Below are 19,407 nucleotides of genomic sequence, written 5' to 3' on the forward strand. Positions count from 1 at the left end.
GACTTTATCACGAGCCGGCGTTGATCCTGATCAAGATGCGCTATGCAGTACCGGTGGATTCTGTCGGCATAAAGCCTCTGAGGATCGACCATGAGCAGCACATTTTTCATCCCCGCCGTCAACATCATGGGCAGCGACTGCCTCGACGAAGCCATGACCGCTATTCGCGCCTACGGCTTTCGTAAAGCCTTGATCGTTACCGACGCCGGCCTGGCCAAAGCCGGTGTGGCCAGCATGATCGCCGAGAAGCTGGCGATGCAGGATATCGACTCGGTGATCTACGACGGCGCCAAGCCCAACCCCACGGTGGAAAACGTCGAGAAGGGGCTGGCGCTGTTGCAACAGACGGCCTGCGATTTCGTGGTGTCCCTGGGCGGCGGCTCGCCCCATGACTGCGCCAAGGGCATCGCCTTGTGCGCCACCAACGGCGGACGCATCGGCGACTATGAAGGCGTCGATCAGTCGAGCAAGCCGCAACTGCCGCTGGTCGCCATCAACACCACCGCCGGCACTGCCAGCGAGATGACGCGGTTTTGCATCATCACCGACGAAACCCGTCACGTGAAAATGGCCATCGTCGATCGCAACGTCACGCCGCTGCTATCGGTCAACGACCCGGCGCTGATGGTCGGTATGCCCAAGGGCCTCACCGCCGCCACGGGGATGGATGCGCTGACCCACGCCATCGAAGCCTACGTGTCCACCGCCGCCACACCGATCACCGACGCCTGTGCGATCAAGGCCATCGAGCTGATCAGTGCCAACCTGCGCCTGGCGGTGCGCGACGGCAACGACATGGCCGCACGGGAAAACATGGCTTATGCGCAGTTCCTCGCTGGCATGGCATTCAACAACGCGTCCCTGGGATTTGTGCATGCCATGGCTCACCAACTGGGTGGTCTGTACGACTTGCCCCATGGCGTCTGCAACGCCGTGCTCCTGCCCCACGTACAAAGCTTCAACGCCAGCGTCAGTGCCAAGCGCCTGAGCGACGTGGCCCGCGCCCTCGGCGCGGACATCAAGGGCATCACCGTGGAGGAGGGCGCCCAGGCCGCGATTGCGGCAATCCGCCGACTGTCCCAGGACGTGGAAATCCCCGCCGGCCTGCGCGAGCTGGGTGCCAAGTTGCAGGACATCCCAGTGCTGGCCGCCAACGCGCTGAAGGACGCGTGCGGGCTGACCAATCCACGTCGGGCGGATCAGCGTCAGATTGAGGAGATATTTCGTAGCGCGTTTTGATAGGGCAGCCTCAGGCGGCAGGCGTTAAGCTACACGCTCAACGCGTTCTACTTGAGCAAGCTTGCGGCGTGCCGCTGAGGTTCCCTAATGAGAGTTCTGTTATTCGGCGCCACCGGCATGGTCGGCCAGGGCGTGCTGCGCGAGTGCCTGCTGGCGGCAGATGTGCAGGAAGTGGTCGCCGTCGGCCGCACGCCCCTGACCCAGCAACACGGCAAACTGCATCAGGTGCTGCACAGCGACATGCTCGACTTCCAGCCCCTGGAGAACCTGCTGCAAGGTTTTGATGCGTGTTTCTTTTGCCTCGGTGTCTCGTCGGCAGGCATGAACGAAGCCCGGTACACCCACCTCACCTATGACCTGACCCTGGTGGCTGCCAGTACCCTGGCGCGGCTTAATCCGCAGATGACCTTTATCTACGTGTCCGGCGCTGGCACGGACAGTTCCGAGACGGGCCAATCAATGTGGGCGCGGGTCAAGGGCAAGACGGAAAACGCCTTGCTGCGCCTGCCGTTCAAGGCGGTGTACCTGTTCCGTCCGGGGATCATTCAGCCGTTGCACGGCGTGCGCTCAAAGACGCCCTTGTATCAAGCTTTCTATAGCGTGCTGGGGCCGGTGCTTTCGTTTGTGCGGCGGGTAAAACCGGCTTGGGTGGTGAGCACCGAGACTGTCGGCCGGGCAATGTTACAGGCTGCGAGCCTGGGCGCGCCGCAGCCGGTGGTAGAGCAGGCCCAGATCAATCGCCTGGCGGCTGAGCGCCACTGAACTGGATCAATGCCACGCCGCCGATCAGCAGCAACGCGCCCAACACCCGCGGCGTTGTCAGTTGGCGTTGCACCAGGCCGAACAGGCCGAAATGGTCGAGCAGCAACGAGGCGAGAATCTGCCCGGCCATCGCCAACGCAATAAACCCTGACGCGCCGAGTTTGGGCAGCAGCATCAACGCCAGTGAAATAAAACAGACGCCGAAGGCGCCACCGGCCCACATCCACAACGGTGCCTTGGTGATAAATGTCAGGCTCGGCAAGGGCAGACGCAAAGCGATAATCACTGGCAGCAGCACGATGATACTCACCAGCAACGACGCCAAGGTGGCCCACAATGGATGGCCGAGGCCGCGCCCAAGATTAGCGTTGATTGCACTTTGAAACGGCACCACGGCTCCGGCGATCACCGCCAGCGCTAACAAACCCATCCAATGCAACGCGCTCATCTCCATGCTCCCAGAAGTTTCGCTGGACTCTAGGCTATTCGTCGCGCAGATTTAAATTCCAAGTTCTTATACAGACCATGCAGCTGATGAATGATCTACGCCGCATCGACCTTAACCTGCTGGTGATCCTCGACGCCTTGCTCAGCGAGCAACACGTGACCCGCGCCGCCGAGCGCCTGCACCTGAGCCAGCCGGCGGTGAGCCACGCGTTGGCGCGGCTGCGCGATATGCTTGGCGATCCGCTGTTGGTGCGTCAGGGCGGCGCGCTGGTGCCCACGGCTCGGGCTCTGGAGTTGGCAGCGCCATTGGCCGAAGCGCTGGGCCAGGTGCAGGCATTATTGGCGCCGAATCGTTTTGACCCCACCTCGGCCAAGCGCCGCTTTCGCGTGGCAATGTCAGACTACAGCGCAGCGATCCTCCTACCAGGATTGGTCCGCGTCCTGCGCAGTGAAGCGCCGGGCATCGACCTGCAGATCATCCAGGCCAGCCGCGAAGGCATGGTTGACGGCGTGCTTAATGGCGATCTCGACCTGGCGGCGGGCGTATTCCCCGACATGCCCGCCGAACTGTGTACGACGCCATTGTTCGAAGAGCATTACACCTGCCTGGTCGACCGCCACAGCCTTGCACCCAGCGGTGCGCTGGACCTGCCGACTTACCTGTCGCGCCCACATGTGCTGTTGGAGATGCGCGGCAGCGGTACCCCGGAAATCGAACGGGCACTGACTGCGATACGTGAACGGCGGCATGTGGCAATCAGCCTGCCGCACTGGGGCGTGGCGCCACAGTTGATCGAGGGCACGGACCTGATTTTGACGGTGTCGTCCCGGGGTTTACTGAATATCGACCATCAACATTTGCTGACCGTGCCACCGCCGTTTCATATTCCCTCGTTTGCTTTTGAGCTGGCCTGGCATGTGCGGCGGGGTGGTGATTCTGGGTTGCAGTGGTTGATTGGGCGGGTGCGCGGTGTATTGTCCGATGGTCACCGATAATAAGAGAAAACCTAAATGCTAACCGGCTTCAACCACCTGACCCTGGCCGTCACCGACGTGCCGCGCAGCGTCAGTTTTTATCACGATCTGCTGCGTGTTCAACTCGATGCCACTTGGGACAACGGTGCTTACCTGTCCTTGCCCGGGCTTTGGCTGTGTCTGTCGCTGGATCCGGTGCGCTCGATCACTGCAGCAATGGATTACACCCACTATGCCTTCACCGTCGATGCCGCTGATTTCACCGCGTTGGTCGAACGCCTGCGGGCCGCCGGCGTGCAGGAGTGGCGTGACAACCGCAGTGAAGGCGCGTCGTTTTATTTCCTCGATCCCGACGGCCACAAGCTGGAGGTTCATGTCGGTGATCTGGCCTCGCGCCTGCAAGCTTGTCGCGCCAAGCCTTACGCAGGAATGAAGTTTTACCCAGCGCAGTGAAACATGCAGAATCAATCACCTTCAAGAATCCGTCAGAGCGTCTATTCATGACCCCATCCTTGCTGCTCGCCGTCCTTGCTTCGGGTTTTATCTACGGTATTACACCTGGCCCAGGTGTTTTGGCCGTGTTCGGCATCGGTGCTGCGCGTGGCCGGCGTGCCGGAGCGGGTTTTTTGTGCGGGCATTTGCTCGGTGATGTGGTGTGGTGCAGTACTGCGCTGATTGCCATCGTCGGTGCGCGAGAAGTGGGCAGCAGTGCGTTTGATGTATTGGGCGTACTCAGCGGTGTGTATCTGTTCTGGCTCGGCTGGCGTGCGATCCGTACCCAGCGCCGCAACGGCGATGCCCCCCAGGGCGCGGCGCGGCACCCGTTCTGGCATGGCATTGTGTTCGGCTTGACCAACCCCAAAGCCTATCCGGTTGCCGTGGCGACTTTCACCGCGTTGCTGTCCAGCCGTGCCGAGTTGTTGACGTGGTCGATGCTGCCGTCGCTGATCTTCGTGAGCTTTGTGGGCGGCCTGTTGGCCTATGGGATTTTGATCGGCGTGGTCGGTGCCCAACGAGTGCGCACGGTGTATCAACGCCATGAAATCCTGATCACCAAGCTCTGCGGCGTGATGTTCATCGGCTTTGCCATTAATGCCCTGGCGCATGCATTGCCGGGCTTGTTTGCAAGCAAGCCGGCATGAAATGACGACAACCGTTCGTCGCACTGATAAGTTTTTTCTAAACCTTTGCGGCTCTGAAAATTCGAATCCAGGGCGGGTGTAGATCCCCGTACCTATTTTTGCTCTGGAGGAACCCATCATGAGCCGCATGGCTATCCGGTTACGCACCGCCAGTTTCGCGATGCTGCTGGGCCTCGGCGCCAGCAATGCTTTCGCCCAGTCGCCTGCTGAATTTATCGAGCAGGCTTCGGCCAAAGGTATGGCCGATATCGAAACCAGTCGCATGGCCCACGCCAAGACCTCGTCCCAAGAGATCAAGGACTACACCATTGAGGTCATCAACGAGCGCACCCTGGCCAACCAGCACTTGGCAGCCATCGCCAAGAAGCTCGATTTGCCGGTCGCGCCACGGGAGAAGATCGTCGATAAGGCCGAAACCCTGATGCCCGAACTCAAGGACGGTGACTCCTTTGACGCTGCCTATACCGCACAGCAGGTCAAGGAAAACGAAGACGCCATCGCCCTGTTCAAGAAAGAAGGTGCCGCGTCGGATGTGCCGGAGATAAAAGCGCTGGTGGATGAGACGCTGCCCAAGCTCGAAGAGCGTCTGCAAAAAGCCCGTGCCCTGGCATCAACCTATGGCAAGGGTCATCAAGGCGACGGTTGAGACCGTAGCGTGAAATGAAATCGGCGGTGGGGGCCTACCCAACCGCCGTTTTCTATGCCTGATTCAGGTCCGTCTTGGTCGGCGCCACGTTGTCGGTGCAACCGTTGTTCAAACTCAGGCTGCTGGTGTTGCCAATGTCGCGGTATTCCTGGCGCAGCTTTTCCAGTTCCTTGCGGTCCAGGCCATCGAGGCTGAGCACGGCATTCTGCGCATCCTTGGATACGCGCAGCAGCTCATCAATCTTGATATGCAGGATATCGTTGTCGCGGTTTTGCGTGTTCTGGATCAGGAACACCATCAGGAACGTGATAATGGTCGTCGAGGTATTGATGATCAGTTGCCAGGTGTCGTTGTAGTGGAAATAGGGCCCGCTCAGGCTCCATATCAGGATCAGTGCGACGGCTGTGTAGAAGGTTCGGGGGCTGCCTGCCCAGCGGGACAGGGTTTGCGAGACCGTGGAGAATTTCATTACCGTTTCCTGTGTGAAGAGGTGATGAATAATTGACCACAGCAGTTCTTTGAAATTTCTTTTAACAAATATCTCGGTAAACGGTTCAGTCGCCGCCTAAGTCAGAACGCCAGCTCTGCCTGACCTGCGCCTTCCAGTGCCAGCAAATACTGCTTGGCCTGCAACCCCCCGGCAAATCCGGTCAGCCCGCCTGATGCACCAATCACCCGGTGGCAGGGGGCGACAATCGAGATCGGATTACGCCCATTCGCCGCACCGACTGCGCGTACAGCCTTGGGGTTGCCGATCTGTTGGGCAATCTGGCTGTAGCTGCGCGTTTCGCCGAAGGGAATTGTCAGCAGAGCCCGCCAAACCTGTTTCTGAAAATCGGTACCGGCGAAATCCAGCTCCAGCTCAAACCGATTGCGCGATCCGGCAAAGTACTCCGTTAACTGGCGTTGGGTTTCCAGCAATATCGGGCTGTCATTGGCCTCGACCAATTCACCCAGGCGCACACGGTTTGCGCGTTCCACTTCCCATAAAATGGCGCTCAGTTTGCCGTTGCGCGCCACCAGGGTCAGTTCACCGACAGGGGAAGGCATGAGCTTGAATTGGTAAGTCATGAGCGGGCTCCTCGAACAGGCGTTTAATGGGCATGACGCTACTCTAGTTCCGCCAGCGGGTCTGGAAACTACGTTTCTTGCGGTCAAATTCTCGTCAGCTGAACGTTCCGGTAAACCCTTCGGTTTTGCTTCGCCGCGATTATCGATCCTGTTGCAATACCTTGAGTGCCGCGGACGCCAGAAACCCCGAGCGGCTTTTTTCTTCCGGGTGATTCAGTACATAGTCATCGATGCGATTCAACAGATACCCCGGCAGGGTGATGTTGAGTTTTTGCGCCTTGCCCAGGTACTTGGTGACGTCGATGTCTACCACCGCCCAGGTGCAGCCTGCGTACTGTGGGTTGGCGGCGTGCAAGGTGACTTTCTGCGCGCAGGGGATCGGCGCGCCATCTTCTGCAAGGATCTCGAAGTGCCCCTCGATGGCTTCGCGGGCCATGGCCATGGCGTCGTCCAGGTCATCGCCGGCGGAATAGCACCCGGGAATATCCGGGACTTCCACGCCCCAGGCGTGGTCCTCGTCGCCCGTTGAAATTGCGATGGGATAAAGCATGTGTGTTGCCCTCCAGGGACGGTTAACTCAGCAGAGCCTGTTTCAAAATGCTCTTGGCGGTTTTATCCAGCAGGTCCTTTTTTGGATGAGGAATCGTGACCAGACCGGGCTTTGTCGGGTGCTTGAAGTGATGATGACTGCCCCTGATGCGCACCAGATACCAACCGTCTGCAACGATGTGACCTATCAAATAGCGGCTATCCACATCACCTCCTTGTGGTGTGTGTTGGTGGTGACTATAACTACTGAAAAAAAATTATCAACACTCTACCTACCGATGGTCGATGTCCGGTATTTCGGTAGCGGTTGAAGGAAGTGTATGGCGGCGCTGGAATGGCGCCGCCGAGACGTATTGCGGGATTTTTCGCGGTATTACCGGATGTGTAATACCTGTTCAAGTACACCAATAAATGCATCCACCAATACGCCTCTTCCTGATGTCGGGGTAAGTACCAACAACTGCGCACATGCATCCACTTCCTGCAGCGGTCGATACGTCACGCTTTTGTTCATCAAGCTCTGGGTACATTCCGGGACCAGCGCAACGCCTTGCCCGGCCGCCACCAAGGCAATGATCGACGTGATCTGTCGCCCGGTCGGCCCAGGGCGCAGGGGCTGGCCGTGGTGTCGGTAAAGTTGCTCGATGGACTGGTTCAAGCCAGACCCGTAATCGGCCGGAAACAGAATCAGCGGATAAGTGCTGAGTTGGGCCACGCCGAGCATCGTTTGGCTGGCCAATGGGCTGTCGCTGGAGACGGCGGCCACCAATCGCTCCTCACCCAGCGATAACGCCTGGACATCGGCGCTTTGCGGCATCAGGCGGCTCAAGCCGATATCCAGGCGTCCGTCCGCCACCTGGGCACCCAGGCTGCCGGATGCGCATTCCACCAGGGTCAACTGCACATCGGGAAAGCGCTGGGCGAATGCCTGGATCGCCTGGCTGAACAGGTCCGACAGCGCGATTGAGCTGGCATATCCCAGTGCCAGTTGGCCCGCAGTGCCGGAGGCCAATTTACGCGCGATCACTTGCGCCAGTTCTACTTGCTCCAACACACCGCGGGCATAGGGCAGGAACGAACGCCCCTGAGCGGTGAGGGTGACCGTGCGGCTGGTGCGGTCAAACAGCTTGAACCCCAATTCTGCCTCCAGCGCAGAAATCTGCCGAGTCAGCGGCGGCTGGGCCAGATGCAGGCGAAGTGCAGCACGGCCGAAGTGCAGTTCTTCAGCGACCGTCAGAAAGTAACGCAGCTTGCGTAGGTCGAGCATCCTGATCCTTGGGTATCAATCGGTCGGAATTCGGTATTGGTTAAAGGCACGCCGGCCATTCTATAAAGGCCGCACAAAATAAAACGAGAGGTTTCATGAAACCGCGTCTGCATTGTGCCCGCCTTGCCCTGTTCCTGTGTGGCTGCGCCGCATTCCTCAACCTCTACGCCACCCAGAGCATCCTGCAGGTGTTTGCGGCGCAGTTCGGCATCAGCGCCAAGGCTGCGGGCTGGAGCATTACCGTAACCACGCTGGCGGTGGCGATCACTGCGCCATTCGTCAGCCACCTGACCCGGTACTTCGAGCAACGCACGGTGATAAGCCTGGCGGCGCTGTTGCTGGCGGGGCCGGCGTTGATGACGGCCTATGCTGACAGCTTTGCTGAAGTGTTGGTTTGGCGCTTTGTCGAGGGCATGCTGATCCCCATAGTGTTCGCCACGAGCGTGGCTTACATCGGCGATCGCTGGAGCGGTGGCACGGTGACTGAAGTCACCAGCCTGTATGTGGCGGGTACCGTGCTGGGTGGGTTCGCCGGCCGGTTCGTCACTGGGGTGGTGACCGAGTACGTGGGCTGGCGCGAAGCGTTTGAGTGGCTGGCCGTGTTGAGCGTGATGGTGGGCGGTTTCATCCAGTTTCTGCTGCCCGCCAATCGCCCGCGGGCGAAGCCGGCCAAGGCGGCTTGGTCAGGTGCTTTACGCACGCCGCTGATGGCCGCGTATGCCGTAGGTTTTTGCGTGTTATTTTCACAGGTCGCCGCCTTCACCTACGCAGGTTTGTACCTTGGCCTACCGCCTTTCAACCTCGGGCCTGCGGCCTTGGGAGCGCTGTACACGGTATTTCTGTTGGCGCTGATCGTGATACCCATCGCCGGCCGCCTCAGCAAAGCCCGCCCACAGGCCCAATTGCTGAGCATCGCTGCGGTGCTGGGCGTTTGTGGTTCGGCCCTGACCCTGGTGCCTTCCCTGTGGTGCATCGTGGTAGGTCTGGCCTTCAGCTCCACCGGCGTGTTCCTCGCCCAAGCCGCTGCCAATGCCTTCATCACCGCCAACGCTGGCGACAGCAAGGCAAGAGCAGTGGGGGTCTACCTGACCTGTTACTACCTGGGCGGTAGCTGCGGAGCTATCGTGCCGGCGCTGATTTGGGAGCGCTGGGGCTGGGCCGGGTGTGTGGGGCTGATCATCGGTTTGCAACTGCTGACCCTGTTGATCGCGTTGGTGGGCTGGAAGCCTGTCAACTCCGAGCTGGTCAGTGCACAACGTTCTTGAACCTCAAATCCCAGGCATAAAAAAACCGGTCACCAGGGACCGGTTTCCATGCATCCTTCGCCAGATTTAGCCTGACGCAGGTGCCGCATTCAAGTGGAGCGGGTAGAGGGAATCGAACCCTCAACTAAAGCTTGGGAAGCTTTCGTTTTGCCACTAAACTATACCCGCTCAGAGCGGCTGACTTTGTACCAGATGTTCGCTGCAATTTGAAGTTTTTCTTTGAAAAATGTGTGGGTTGCGTGTGGCGAGGGCGCTTGTTCACCGTCGCCAGTCTCCATTTCAAAGGGTAGCTGCATGCTGCGTCTGCCCCTGGTGATATCGCAGCCGGCTCACCTGTCGCTCTGGTTTCAAGAAGCCCACCACTGCCTCACGGCTATCCCGGCACGCCGCTTTGTGCTCCATATCCAGAAAGTGCCCCGTGGCCTGGATGGTGCTGAAGCTGCTCTTGGCCACATGCTGGCCAAACAGCCTGGCATCCTCGGCGCTGGTGTATTCGTCCCATTCGCCGTTCAAGAACAACACCGGAATGTCGATCTGTTTGGCCGCCCTGAGGTAGCAAAGCCGGTCGCTGTTGAGTACGTGGCTGATGTGAAAGTGCATCTGCCCATATTCGTGCTCGGCCAGGTTGCTGACGTGGCGGTAGTTGAAGCGCTTGAACAGCGACGGCAGATGCTTGCCGATGGTGCTATTGACCAGGTGGCCGACGCGGTCGCGGTCGAGGTTGCCGAGGTAGTCGACACCGCGCTCAAGGTAATCGCGCATCGGCGCATTGATCACTGGCGAGAATGAGCTGATCACGGCTTTTTCCACACGTCGAGGCCGGTGTGCAAGCGCAACCAGCGTGGCGGCACCGCCCCACGAAAAGGACAGCACATGCTCTGCGGCGAAGTGATCGAGCAGTTCCAGGAGAATCTGGCCCTCAACTTCCTTTGTCAGCATCTGCTCATGGCGGTTATGGATTTTGGAACGGCCGGCGTAAGGCTGGTCGTACAAAACCACATTGAATTGCGGGTACAGGCTTTTCACGGTTTGAGCGAAGGACGCCGTGGTCGCCATGGAGCCGTTGACCAGGACGATGGTCTTTTCAGCCGCGTCCGCGCGATAGAACTCCGTGTACACCCGATACTGACCCTGTATATCCAGCACAGCGATTTCTGGCCTCATGTCGTAAGACTCCTGGCAAGCGGGTAGTGCGCGCAGATCACTCTGCACGAGCTTTGTGACAGGTAGGCATACGCCTGGAAATGAGGGCCCATGTCGGTCCGATGACGGCTGGCCGGCGGGTATTGTTATGAAGGGCGGTTTGCCGGGATGGCCCGCAGATCAAGCGCGGGCGAGGCAAGGTGTTTCTTGGAGATTATGGAGCGACTCATCAGTCATGATGTGGCGCAGCCCTGAGTCAAGCAGCACAACCGGCAGGCCGCAAGTTTAAAGGCCGGATTTTTGCCGTCGCTGGCCGAACGGTCGTCAGACCTGCCGGATTTCGTCGTCGGTCAATGGTCGGTATTGGCCCGGCGCCAGGCTTGTATCCAGAGCCAGCGGGCCCATCCGCTCGCGATGCAGGCCTGTCACCTTATTGTTGAAATGGCCAAACATCCGCTTCACTTGGTGATAGCGGCCTTCGATGATGCTCAAGCGCGCCGTCCTTGGGCCCAGCAACTCAAGTTCGGCAGGTTGGGTGGTGAGGTCTTCGAAAGCGAAATACACACCCTCGGCAAAAGTCACCGCGTACTGCGCACCGATGTCCTGCTCGGTTTCCACGCGGTAAACCTTGGGCAACTTGGTCTGTGGTTGCGTCAGGCGCCGCGACCACTGGCCGTCGTTGGTAATCAGCATCAGGCCGGTGGTATTGAAATCCAGGCGACCGGCGATATGCAGCTCGGCCTTGTCCGGTACATCCAGCAGGTCCAGGACAGTGGGGTGTTGCGGGTCCGATGTGGCACTCACGCAGCCCCGGGGTTTGTGCAGCATGAAATAGCGCGCCGGTTTGCCTGCCTGCAGTACTTCACCGTCAACGCAGACATGGCTGAATTCGCGTACTGGATGATGAGGGTCGCTGATCACGACACCATCGACGGTCACCCGGCGTCCCGCCAGCAGCAGGCGCACTTGCTGGCGATTGAACTGCGCCAGGTTGCTGAGGAAACGATCAACGCGCATTGCGGTTACGCAACTGTTCGTCCGCCTGGGCACAGCGCGGGCACAGGCAGGCTTTATTGCGCAGTTCATCGGGCAAGGCTTCAAGCACCGCCGGATCGATGGTGACGCTGTAGCACCAGCAGGGCTGGTCGGCGGTACGCGGATCGGCCAGGGTGCAGTCGTTGCGAGCGCCGCAGGCAGGGCAAAGGGTGGGTGTGGTCATCGGTCGGTTCAGGCAGGAATCGGGCAGGGGCGCACAAGTCCTTGCACGATACAGCGCCGCTGAGTCCGGTTCCATCGCCGCGTCCTGAAGGCGAGCATTCACTTGGTCTGAAACAGATGTTTCTACTTATGTCGTAGGCGCACCAGATTCGGTTTTTGATGTCAGATATTTCGTCATTCAGTGAAGGCTGAATGCCGCTCTCCAGCGTCGCTGGAGGAGCTCTTCCGCGGTCCAGGAGGCCGCCATGTATAGACGACTGCTGCTTATCGCTTTGCTCGGCCTGACCTTGTCAGCTTGTGTGCCCTACTACGATGGAGGCGCCACTTACTATCGCTCCGAAGTCTATACCGCACCGGCGCCCGCCTATTATTACGGCGGCCCGCGTTATTCTCCCTATGGGCGCAGTTATTACACCCCAGCGCCTCGCTACTATGCACCACAACCTCGCTATTATTCGGCGCCGCGTTATTACCAGCCGGCACCGCGTTATTACCCAAGAGCGGGTTACCGGCCTTACTCCAACCAAGGGTGGGGTAATCGCTGGGGCAACGGCGGGCATGGGCGTGGTTCCGATCACGGAGGTGGCCGCGGCGGTCATCGTTAAATATCTTGAAAAACAAGCGGCGCATCAAGCGCCGTTTTTTATAGGTACCGTATGTCCGTACTGTCAGATTTAACAGCTATCTTTGAGGCGATAGCTGTATTTCACTAGCGAAAAGCCCTGCGCTTTGCGTGGTGAAACTGAGCAGATGGAATCCCTATGTTCAAACAACTGATTTGTGTGCTCCTGCTGATGAGCTGCATCGTTGCATCGGCCAGAGCGGAGCAAGGCTGTCCTTACCCGGCGCAGGTCTCGTATGTCGACGGGCATTATCGCGTCGAGGACAACGGCCTGCGGTGGCAAAGCCCGAAGGTCAAGTATCGGGGCCTTATCGACGGATTCATCGGCGCGGTCTTCATACCGGGCGAGGACGAGCAGAGGGAAAACGGCTACATGGATAAGTGCATCTACCGCACCGGTTGGGACGGTGTGGTAGCACTGAGGCCCTACAAGGACAGTAAAATTATCAACATGTCATTGACCAGCACCTTGTATTGGGAGCTGCGGCCCGGTGCGTTCACACTGCCGGTATATACCTGCACGGACAGCCAGCCGGACAACTGCGCTTTCAACGTCAACGACAAGCGAACAAACCTGTCAGTAGTCAGATAAGTCCGCCAGAGGATTCCTGCCCTCCCATGCCTTGTTGAAATGCGCGTGCACCACCGCTTCCGGAAGGGTATTGATATCCGGCCAATGCCAATGAGGTGTCTGGTCCTTGTCGATCAAGCGGGCTCGAACACCTTCGGCGAACTCTGGATGACGGCAGCAATTGAGGCTCATGGTGTACTCCATCTGAAACACCTGTGCCAGCGATAGATGACGGGCACGCTGAATCTGCTCCCACACCAGGTGTGCCGTCAGCGGGCAGCCTTCACTGAGGGTTTTACCCGCGCGCGCCAAGAGCGAATCGCTGTGATCACGCAACAGGCTCAATGCGCGCCAGGCACACCGTATATCGCCCACATCCAGCCATTCGTCGATCAGCCCACGGCGCGGCAACCATTGCGCTTCGGGTTGGTGGCCGACCGCTTCCTGGGCAAGGGCCTTGAGCAAACTGTTGAGCTGCAGTGCGGCCTGTTCCTGCCAGTTCAGTTGCAGCAAACCGTCAAGCAGCTCATCTTGCTGGTCATCACGCAGGAAGCGGTCAGCCAGACCCAGGTCCAGGGCGTCGCGGCCGTTGACATGGGCGCCGGTAAGGCCCAGGAACAAACCGAGCTTGCCCGGCAGGCGAGACAGAAACCAGCTGGCACCTACATCCGGGTACAACCCGATGCTGATCTCGGGCATGGCCAGGCGACTGCTCGGCGTAACAATACGTACCGAGGCACTTTGCAACAGACCCATACCACCGCCCAATACATAGCCGTGGCCCCAGCAAATCAGCGGCTTGGGGTAGGTATGCAAGCGGTAGTCGAGGCTATATTCGGCAGCAAAAAACTGCGCGGCCAGGGCCGGTACTTCGCCGGGTTGTTCAAGGCACTCCTGAGCCAGGCTGCGCACTTCACCCCCAGCGCAAAAGGCTTTTGGCCCATTGCCGCGCAACAACACACAGGCGATTTGCGGGTCGTTGGCCCAGGCATCCAGGCGCTCTGCCAACGCCAGAATCATGGGCAGGGAGAGGGCGTTGAGGGATTTTTGAGCGTCCAGGCTGGCGATGCCTATGCGCGCACCGCCGTTGCCGGCCAGTTCTTCGAAGTGCAGGTTCATTGTGACCTCAATCGAGAAGGTGAAGGATGAGTATGATCCCTTCGTGGGAAAGTGCCGGGGGTGTGTCAGATCAATTGACAAGCGGGGTCGGCTTTCCTAGGGTTCGCCTCATTCTTTTTTACAAGACAATTCAACTATGACCGATGGCGACCGTATCAAACTCGAACCCAGCTGGAAACACGCCCTGCGCGATGAGTTCGAGAAGCCCTACATGGCCCAGTTGCGCGAGTTCCTGCGCCAGGAACATGCCGCCGGCAAAGAGATCTACCCGCCCGGTCCGTTGATTTTCAACGCCCTTAACTCCACCCCTCTGGACAAGGTCAAGGTGGTGATCCTCGGCCAGGACCCCTACCACGGCCCTGGCCAGGCCCACGGCCTGTGCTTCTCGGTGCAACCTGGCGTACCGGCGCCGCCGTCACTGGTCAATATCTATAAAGAACTCAAGCGTGATCTGAACATCGACATCCCCAACCACGGCTACCTGCAAAGCTGGGCCGACCAGGGTGTGCTGATGCTCAACACCACCATGACTGTAGAGCGGGCGAATGCCAACGCCCACGCGGGCAAGGGCTGGCAGTTCTTTACCGATCGGATTATCGAGGTGGTCAGTGAGCATCAGCCCCATCTGGTGTTTCTGCTGTGGGGCGCTCACGCCCAAAGCAAGCAGAAGCTGATCGACGCCACCAAGCATCTGGTGCTGACGTCGGTGCATCCGTCGCCGTTGTCCGCGTATCGCGGGTTTCTGGGATGTGGGCATTTCAGCCGGGCCAACAAGTTTCTTGAGCAAAGCGGTGAGACACCGATTGATTGGGTGTTGCCGCCTGTCTGATACGTGCGAGGCGTGCTATGCCGTCTCACATCTGCAATTCGATGATTCGAAAGAATTTTATCGTTCTGGCCAAGCTGAACAAAACTGCACGGGACGCAGCACCTGTTAGTTCTGACAGTATCCGCTTGGGGGCAAATTGCCTTAACTACTCTCCGTGATCTTTGGATGGGGTCAGTACCCTTTAGGTGGTCGAGGGCCTCAACCTGATAGTCGTCTAGGAGAGTCGATATGTCTGAGTACGATCCGCTTAACCCACCTTCCAGTCGTGGCACAAAAGCAGGTGTGCTGGTCCTGGATGCACCTGTTGCACCTGATGTATTAGACCTTGAGGCAGATGACCGCGGTCATAAAATACCGGTATTTTTTCAAAGCACAGGGCTGAGGGTTGAAGTGCCTACGTTGTGGCCCGGCAATAATGTACTTGATCCAGGGGATGTCACTCTTGTCCAGTGGTTCTTGGGGGACGAGATGTTTGATGAGAAGAGGCTGGAGGCGCCTTATGATGCTAGCGACCTGCCTGACGTTGACTCTCTGGTACCTCCCCATCTCATGGAAGTACCCGGCCTGCATAGATTGCGCTACGAGGTCATATTAAGAGAATCAAGTGGTAACCCAGGGGGGCCTTCGTTTTCGACAATATTGGACAGTGACAAGGTCGGGCCAAATAACGGCTTGCGTGGTCCGCGTTTCCAGCTCCCGCAGGTCATCGAAGATGACGGCGTAACGGATGAATATCTGGATAATCCCGCCAATCTGGACAGAGTGACAGCTACTATTGATTTGATATGGCCGGACATACGTTTGGGGGATGTGGTGGAGGCTTATTTAATACCACTGCCTTTTCTCAAGCCTTTGCGCAAACGTCCACGCCATTTGGACATCGTTGCCACCACCACCATTGTTCAAGCGCACAAGGATGGGGCTCGGCCCATCGAGGTGCATTTCCCGGGCGCTTTTCTTCGCGGTCTGGCCAATCGGGAGTACAACGCTCAGTACTTTTTGAAAGACCGCTCGGGGCGTGAGTCGGGCCCATCACGTACCGCTCCCCTGTTAATCAATCTGACGCCTACGCCCACCGACCTGCGTCCGGTTGAAATTCCGCAGTTGGATGATGGGCGTATAACCCTCAATGACGCCCGTGCTGAAGGCGGGGTATATATGAATATCCTCGAAGTACTCGGCTCAACAGAAGGGGATCGTCTCCTACCGTCATGGGATCTTATACCGCTGGACCCCATCGTTATTTCAGCTTTTCAGGATTGGCCTATCAGGGTGCCGATTCCGTATTCGGTGTTGGCCAGCGGCGGTTACGAGTTCGTTTCCGGGACTGTGAGGGCAGAATACAGTTGGCAGAGAGGCGTTGCCCCCTCCAGGCCATCGATCACCCGCTTTGCTGCTGTGGATCTGACGGTTGCCGGGCCGGTGAGCCCGAATAACCCAAACCCTATCAACCTATTGCTGGACGTGGTGACAGTGAAGGGGGTAGATGGTGACAACCAATTGACTATCAACGACGAGGGTAAGCCGGTACGCGTGATTACCTCGTTGTATGGCGCGCCCGATGTTGATCAAAAGTTGGAACTGATGGCAGGGAGCTTTCCCGGGCCCATCGCGACCTACACCGTACAAGCGGGAGATAGCGCGGGTCGGGAAATTGAGTGGTTCGTCGACTGGAACATCATCGAGCTTTTAGATACAGGTTGGGTTCCTTTCTTTTACTGGACCTTCAACGGGGTCAACCGGCAACGCGCGCCAGACACACCGGTAATGATCAATACGGTGCCTATCGTTGGGCTCAAACCCCTTGAGTATGTCGGAGTCAACTACGGACCTGGCCCGGACGCTGGGTTTATCAGCTGCCATCTGCGACCTTGGGTAAACGGAGCCGGCGTTAAAATACCCGGGGATCCAACGCTGTTGGACGGCGGTGATGAGGTGCTTTTGCACTGGGCCAGTTATGCGCACCCTAATGGTTTCGCCGGCGCTGTCATTCCTGACACCATCAAGTCCTTCAGCCATACGCTGACGGCCCGAGAAGCCCGTGAGGGATATGTCTTTCAGGTTCCGTTTGACCCATACATCTTGCTTCCGGGGCTGATCAAGCCACCAGAAGGGCAAACCAACCCTCGGCATGGCTCTGCGGTTGCGCGCTACCAGATCATCAAACCGGCAGGTGCAGGCATGGGGTATTCCGAGCGTAAGTTGGTGTTCATCACATTGATTCGGCCCAACTCACCGCCTTGCGTGTCGGACGATTAGGCGTAGTGGCGAAGGGTGCAATGTGCTTGTAGTGGAGGAGGTGCTCGTGGTTGCGAGCATCACAGTCGAGCCGCAAGGGATACTGTCAAGTTTGACAGTTACGCGTTAAAGGGAAATGGCATTAAATGAATGAGACGCCAGCAGGTTTGCCAATTCAGACCTCTGCAGGGTCGGTATACGTTTAGAAAATGACACCCGGGTGTTTAGTCTTACCGTCGTTTTATGCCCGGACAGATACTTATTCTTTTGAGGAGTTTGAATCATGTCCAACACATCCAGTAAACCTGTTAGTCACGACCCTGTAGGCCCCATGGAAGAGTGGGAAGAACCCGTTACCGATCCCACATATTTACCTGCTCCGACGATCCCTGGTTTATTGGCGGCCATTGATGGCGACAACCACCGGAATGTGGTGCCAAGGGCGCTTCAATTGAGCGGACTCAGTCTAAGGGTTGACCTGTGGGACCGTACCGGCTTTATTAATGACTTCGATACACTCACCGTCTCTGTGAATGACCGGCCGGTACATATTGAGACCTACGACGCAGCTATCACTTTACCTGATCCGGTAATTGTGGATTTGGGCCCCAAGTCGGCCTTGCAAACCAACGGTGTCAAAGACATTAGCGTTCATGTGCTCAACCTCAGCGGCAATGACGTTGATTACAACATCAATCGGGTTTACGTAGACGCGCAGGACCCTAACTATGGCAATCAACCTTCGAGGGTCATAATAGAAGATTACGGCCCCGAACTGACCCCAGCCTTTCTCGTGGGTAAACCGGGTTTGGAGTTCACCATTCCCACGCCGGCAGACCGGCGTGGCGGTGATACTTATCGAGTACTTGTGGGAAGTAATATCGTTGCGATCGAGGATGACGTGCCGGTGACAGGCGACATTACTGGTCATATTCCAACTGCAACGATTCTTGAGCGGTCAGGTTCGATAGACGTGAGATATAACCTGGCTGATCGGTCTGGCAACACGACTACGTTGTCTATTCCAAACTACGTACAAGTGAGTCTGAACGAAGCGCCCGTGTTTGGTCCCGTCAGTGTGTTGGAAGCGCCATTGGTTGATAAAGCAGAGGCCCGTAACGGCGCAACGGTGCGGTTGGAAAGCCTGACCGGCCATTTGCAGAACGACACCCTGGTCGTGTTATGGGGGACTATTGAGATCTATCGTCAATCTGTTGGCATGCCCGTTTTCCCAATTGACATCCCTGCACGTTTTGCAGCTATTGCGGCAGGCGGGAATTTCTATACGGCGGATATCAAAGTCATGATTGAGCGCCAAAGCAGCCCCACTTACAACGCAGCTGTGGTGCAAGTGGATGTCGACCTGCGTGAGCCCGGTGGGCAAAACCCTGGTGAAGGCCCTGTAGACACAAACTTGGCACAGCCCGTTCTGCTCGGTGGGGGCCCCGACCCCAAACCCGATAACCGCCTCTTCGAGAAAGATCGCAACTTCGATGCCACCGTCACTTTCACCCTACCACCGGGGCTGGAAGTGGGTGATTTCATTGACTATGTCTATGGGGGGGATGTCGTTGGGACTTACTCGGTAACCGGGGTGGAAGCGGCCGATTTTCCGGTGCCTTTTACCGTGCCGTGGGCCACTATCGATGTCAAGGGCAACGGCACCATTGAAACCCACTGCGTTATTCGGGATGCCATCAACTATAAGCATTCTCCGAATCAAGATGTTGTCGTGGAGATCTTCAACATCGGTAGCCTGACGCCTGTGACCTTTGAAAATGCCATCGTTATTACAGGCAACCCGAACTTCACCTATGCCATTAACTGTGCTCGGCAGCCTTGGCTAGGTGTGCCTGTCAAGATTCTGGATCCCGGGCTCGTGGTTGGCGACAAAGTGCGCATCGAGGCTCTCAGATACGCGTTCAACGCTCCTGGCGCGCCTGTCGGGGCGCCCATAGAGACCGCTGAATTCGAACTCAACAGTGAGCATGTCAATCTTGGCTTGACCGTCCCGCTGGATTTGAAGGTCTGGCTTCAAGACGTCACAGGCAATAATGGCCGAGGCATCGTCGGTGTGCGTTGGAGGCTTCTGCGCCCCTCCACGGGAGATCGGGGCAGGTCCGACGAGGTGAGGGCAGCCTGGGATCTGGTTGGTTCGGGAGGCAACATTCCTGGCTATTGTGTTCCGGGTGCGTCGCGCGTCAAAGGTACGCTTTGATTGACTGTCGGGGCCCCACCCTCTCGCTTGAGAGGGTGGGGTTTTTTTATTAAGTTTGTACCTTAAGGAAAGTCCTACGCTCTTTG

At 57.9% G+C, this 19,407-nt stretch carries 22 protein-coding genes and 1 tRNA gene; 12 read left to right on the plus strand and 11 right to left on the minus strand.

The features are described 5' to 3' along the window. Window positions 1-90: 90 nt before the first annotated feature. A complete protein-coding gene (gene yiaY, locus IH404_RS08500; protein ID WP_005785947.1) occupies window positions 91-1,239 on the plus strand; it encodes an L-threonine dehydrogenase in 1,149 nt (382 codons plus the stop codon). An 87-nt stretch (window positions 1,240-1,326) separates the two neighbouring features. Then, entirely contained in the window at window positions 1,327-2,001 is a 675-nt protein-coding gene (locus tag IH404_RS08505; RefSeq protein ID WP_005785949.1) for an NAD(P)H-binding protein, read from the plus strand. Here IH404_RS08505 and IH404_RS08510 read toward each other — a convergent pair. After that, entirely contained in the window at window positions 1,973-2,449 is a 477-nt protein-coding gene (locus IH404_RS08510) for a DMT family transporter (RefSeq protein ID WP_005785951.1), read from the minus strand. The two genes, IH404_RS08505 and IH404_RS08510, sit on opposite strands and share 29 nt — an antisense overlap. 77 nt (window positions 2,450-2,526) lie before the next feature. Between IH404_RS08510 and IH404_RS08515 the strand changes: the two genes are divergently transcribed. The 4 genes from IH404_RS08515 (at window position 2,527) to IH404_RS08530 (ending at window position 5,211) form a co-directional block, all read left to right on the plus strand. Next, entirely contained in the window at window positions 2,527-3,444 is a 918-nt protein-coding gene (locus IH404_RS08515) for a LysR family transcriptional regulator (RefSeq protein ID WP_005785953.1), read from the plus strand. A gap of 15 nt (window positions 3,445-3,459) precedes the next feature. Next, on the plus strand, window positions 3,460-3,876 hold the full coding sequence (gene fos / locus IH404_RS08520) for a fosfomycin resistance glutathione transferase (protein WP_194440279.1): 417 nt from the start codon (window positions 3,460-3,462) through the stop codon (window positions 3,874-3,876). 47 nt (window positions 3,877-3,923) lie between these two features. After that, on the plus strand, window positions 3,924-4,565 hold the full coding sequence (locus IH404_RS08525; protein ID WP_005785956.1) for a LysE family translocator: 642 nt from the start codon (window positions 3,924-3,926) through the stop codon (window positions 4,563-4,565). A gap of 118 nt (window positions 4,566-4,683) precedes the next feature. Beyond that, entirely contained in the window at window positions 4,684-5,211 is a 528-nt protein-coding gene (locus IH404_RS08530) for a DUF4142 domain-containing protein (RefSeq protein WP_005785958.1), read from the plus strand. Between the two features lie 52 nt (window positions 5,212-5,263). Here IH404_RS08530 and IH404_RS08535 read toward each other — a convergent pair whose 3' ends face one another. From IH404_RS08535 to IH404_RS08555, 5 genes are all read right to left on the minus strand, one after another. Beyond that, on the minus strand, window positions 5,264-5,680 hold the full coding sequence (locus tag IH404_RS08535) for a low affinity iron permease family protein (protein WP_005785960.1): 417 nt from the start codon (window positions 5,678-5,680) through the stop codon (window positions 5,264-5,266). Between the two features lie 101 nt (window positions 5,681-5,781). After that, the gene (locus tag IH404_RS08540) at window positions 5,782-6,282 is read right to left on the minus strand and encodes a methylated-DNA--[protein]-cysteine S-methyltransferase (RefSeq protein ID WP_122735493.1); all 501 of its coding nucleotides are present in this window, start codon (window positions 6,280-6,282) and stop codon (window positions 5,782-5,784) included. 139 nt (window positions 6,283-6,421) lie between these two features. Continuing rightward, a complete protein-coding gene (locus IH404_RS08545; RefSeq protein ID WP_005785962.1) occupies window positions 6,422-6,832 on the minus strand; it encodes a type II toxin-antitoxin system HicB family antitoxin in 411 nt (136 codons plus the stop codon). 22 nt (window positions 6,833-6,854) lie between these two features. Then, a complete protein-coding gene (locus IH404_RS08550) occupies window positions 6,855-7,037 on the minus strand; it encodes a type II toxin-antitoxin system HicA family toxin (protein WP_003189411.1) in 183 nt (60 codons plus the stop codon). Between the two features lie 167 nt (window positions 7,038-7,204). Beyond that, window positions 7,205-8,098 carry a LysR family transcriptional regulator gene (locus IH404_RS08555; RefSeq protein WP_194440280.1) on the minus strand — a complete coding sequence of 298 codons (894 nt, stop codon included), beginning with the start codon at window positions 8,096-8,098 and terminating at the stop codon, window positions 7,205-7,207. 95 nt (window positions 8,099-8,193) lie between these two features. Here IH404_RS08555 and IH404_RS08560 point away from each other — a divergent pair, with 95 nt between their 5' ends. Continuing rightward, complete coding sequence (locus tag IH404_RS08560; protein ID WP_005785966.1) at window positions 8,194-9,363, plus strand: MFS transporter; 1,170 nt, start codon at window positions 8,194-8,196, stop codon at window positions 9,361-9,363. A gap of 94 nt (window positions 9,364-9,457) precedes the next feature. Here the strand turns inward: IH404_RS08560 and IH404_RS08565 are convergent. From IH404_RS08565 to IH404_RS08580, 4 genes are all read right to left on the minus strand, one after another. Then, window positions 9,458-9,531 (minus strand) — tRNA-Gly (locus tag IH404_RS08565). A 111-nt stretch (window positions 9,532-9,642) separates the two neighbouring features. Next, window positions 9,643-10,527: an alpha/beta hydrolase gene (locus IH404_RS08570; protein WP_005785967.1), complete on the minus strand. Its 885-nt coding sequence runs from the start codon at window positions 10,525-10,527 to the stop codon at window positions 9,643-9,645. Between the two features lie 303 nt (window positions 10,528-10,830). Then, entirely contained in the window at window positions 10,831-11,523 is a 693-nt protein-coding gene (locus tag IH404_RS08575) for a pseudouridine synthase (RefSeq protein ID WP_005785968.1), read from the minus strand. After that, a complete protein-coding gene (locus tag IH404_RS08580) occupies window positions 11,513-11,725 on the minus strand; it encodes a cysteine-rich CWC family protein (RefSeq protein ID WP_005785969.1) in 213 nt (70 codons plus the stop codon). The genes IH404_RS08575 and IH404_RS08580 overlap by 11 nt, the downstream gene beginning before the upstream one ends. 244 nt (window positions 11,726-11,969) lie before the next feature. On the opposite strand from IH404_RS08580, the gene IH404_RS08585 reads away from it, so the two are divergent. Both IH404_RS08585 and IH404_RS08590 read left to right on the plus strand, forming a co-directional pair. Then, entirely contained in the window at window positions 11,970-12,329 is a 360-nt protein-coding gene (locus IH404_RS08585) for a hypothetical protein (protein WP_081883289.1), read from the plus strand. Between the two features lie 156 nt (window positions 12,330-12,485). Then, window positions 12,486-12,938 carry a DUF3757 domain-containing protein gene (locus tag IH404_RS08590; RefSeq protein ID WP_194440281.1) on the plus strand — a complete coding sequence of 151 codons (453 nt, stop codon included), beginning with the start codon at window positions 12,486-12,488 and terminating at the stop codon, window positions 12,936-12,938. On the opposite strand, the gene IH404_RS08595 is transcribed toward IH404_RS08590, so the two are convergent. After that, a complete protein-coding gene (locus IH404_RS08595; protein WP_194440282.1) occupies window positions 12,924-14,036 on the minus strand; it encodes an enoyl-CoA hydratase/isomerase family protein in 1,113 nt (370 codons plus the stop codon). The two genes, IH404_RS08590 and IH404_RS08595, sit on opposite strands and share 15 nt — an antisense overlap. Window positions 14,037-14,172: 136 nt before the next feature. Here IH404_RS08595 and ung point away from each other — a divergent pair, with 136 nt between their 5' ends. The 3 genes from ung (at window position 14,173) to IH404_RS08610 (ending at window position 19,321) form a co-directional block, all read left to right on the plus strand. After that, window positions 14,173-14,865: a uracil-DNA glycosylase gene (gene ung / locus IH404_RS08600; RefSeq protein ID WP_005785971.1), complete on the plus strand. Its 693-nt coding sequence runs from the start codon at window positions 14,173-14,175 to the stop codon at window positions 14,863-14,865. A gap of 228 nt (window positions 14,866-15,093) precedes the next feature. Further along, a complete protein-coding gene (locus IH404_RS08605) occupies window positions 15,094-17,124 on the plus strand; it encodes a hypothetical protein (RefSeq protein ID WP_194440283.1) in 2,031 nt (676 codons plus the stop codon). 262 nt (window positions 17,125-17,386) lie between these two features. Continuing rightward, the gene (locus tag IH404_RS08610; protein ID WP_194440284.1) at window positions 17,387-19,321 is read left to right on the plus strand and encodes a hypothetical protein; all 1,935 of its coding nucleotides are present in this window, start codon (window positions 17,387-17,389) and stop codon (window positions 19,319-19,321) included. Window positions 19,322-19,407 lie beyond the last annotated feature (86 nt).

It is taken from the genome of Pseudomonas sp. OST1909 (assembly GCF_015277575.1).
Taxonomy (GTDB): Bacteria; Pseudomonadota; Gammaproteobacteria; order Pseudomonadales; family Pseudomonadaceae; genus Aquipseudomonas; species Aquipseudomonas synxantha_A.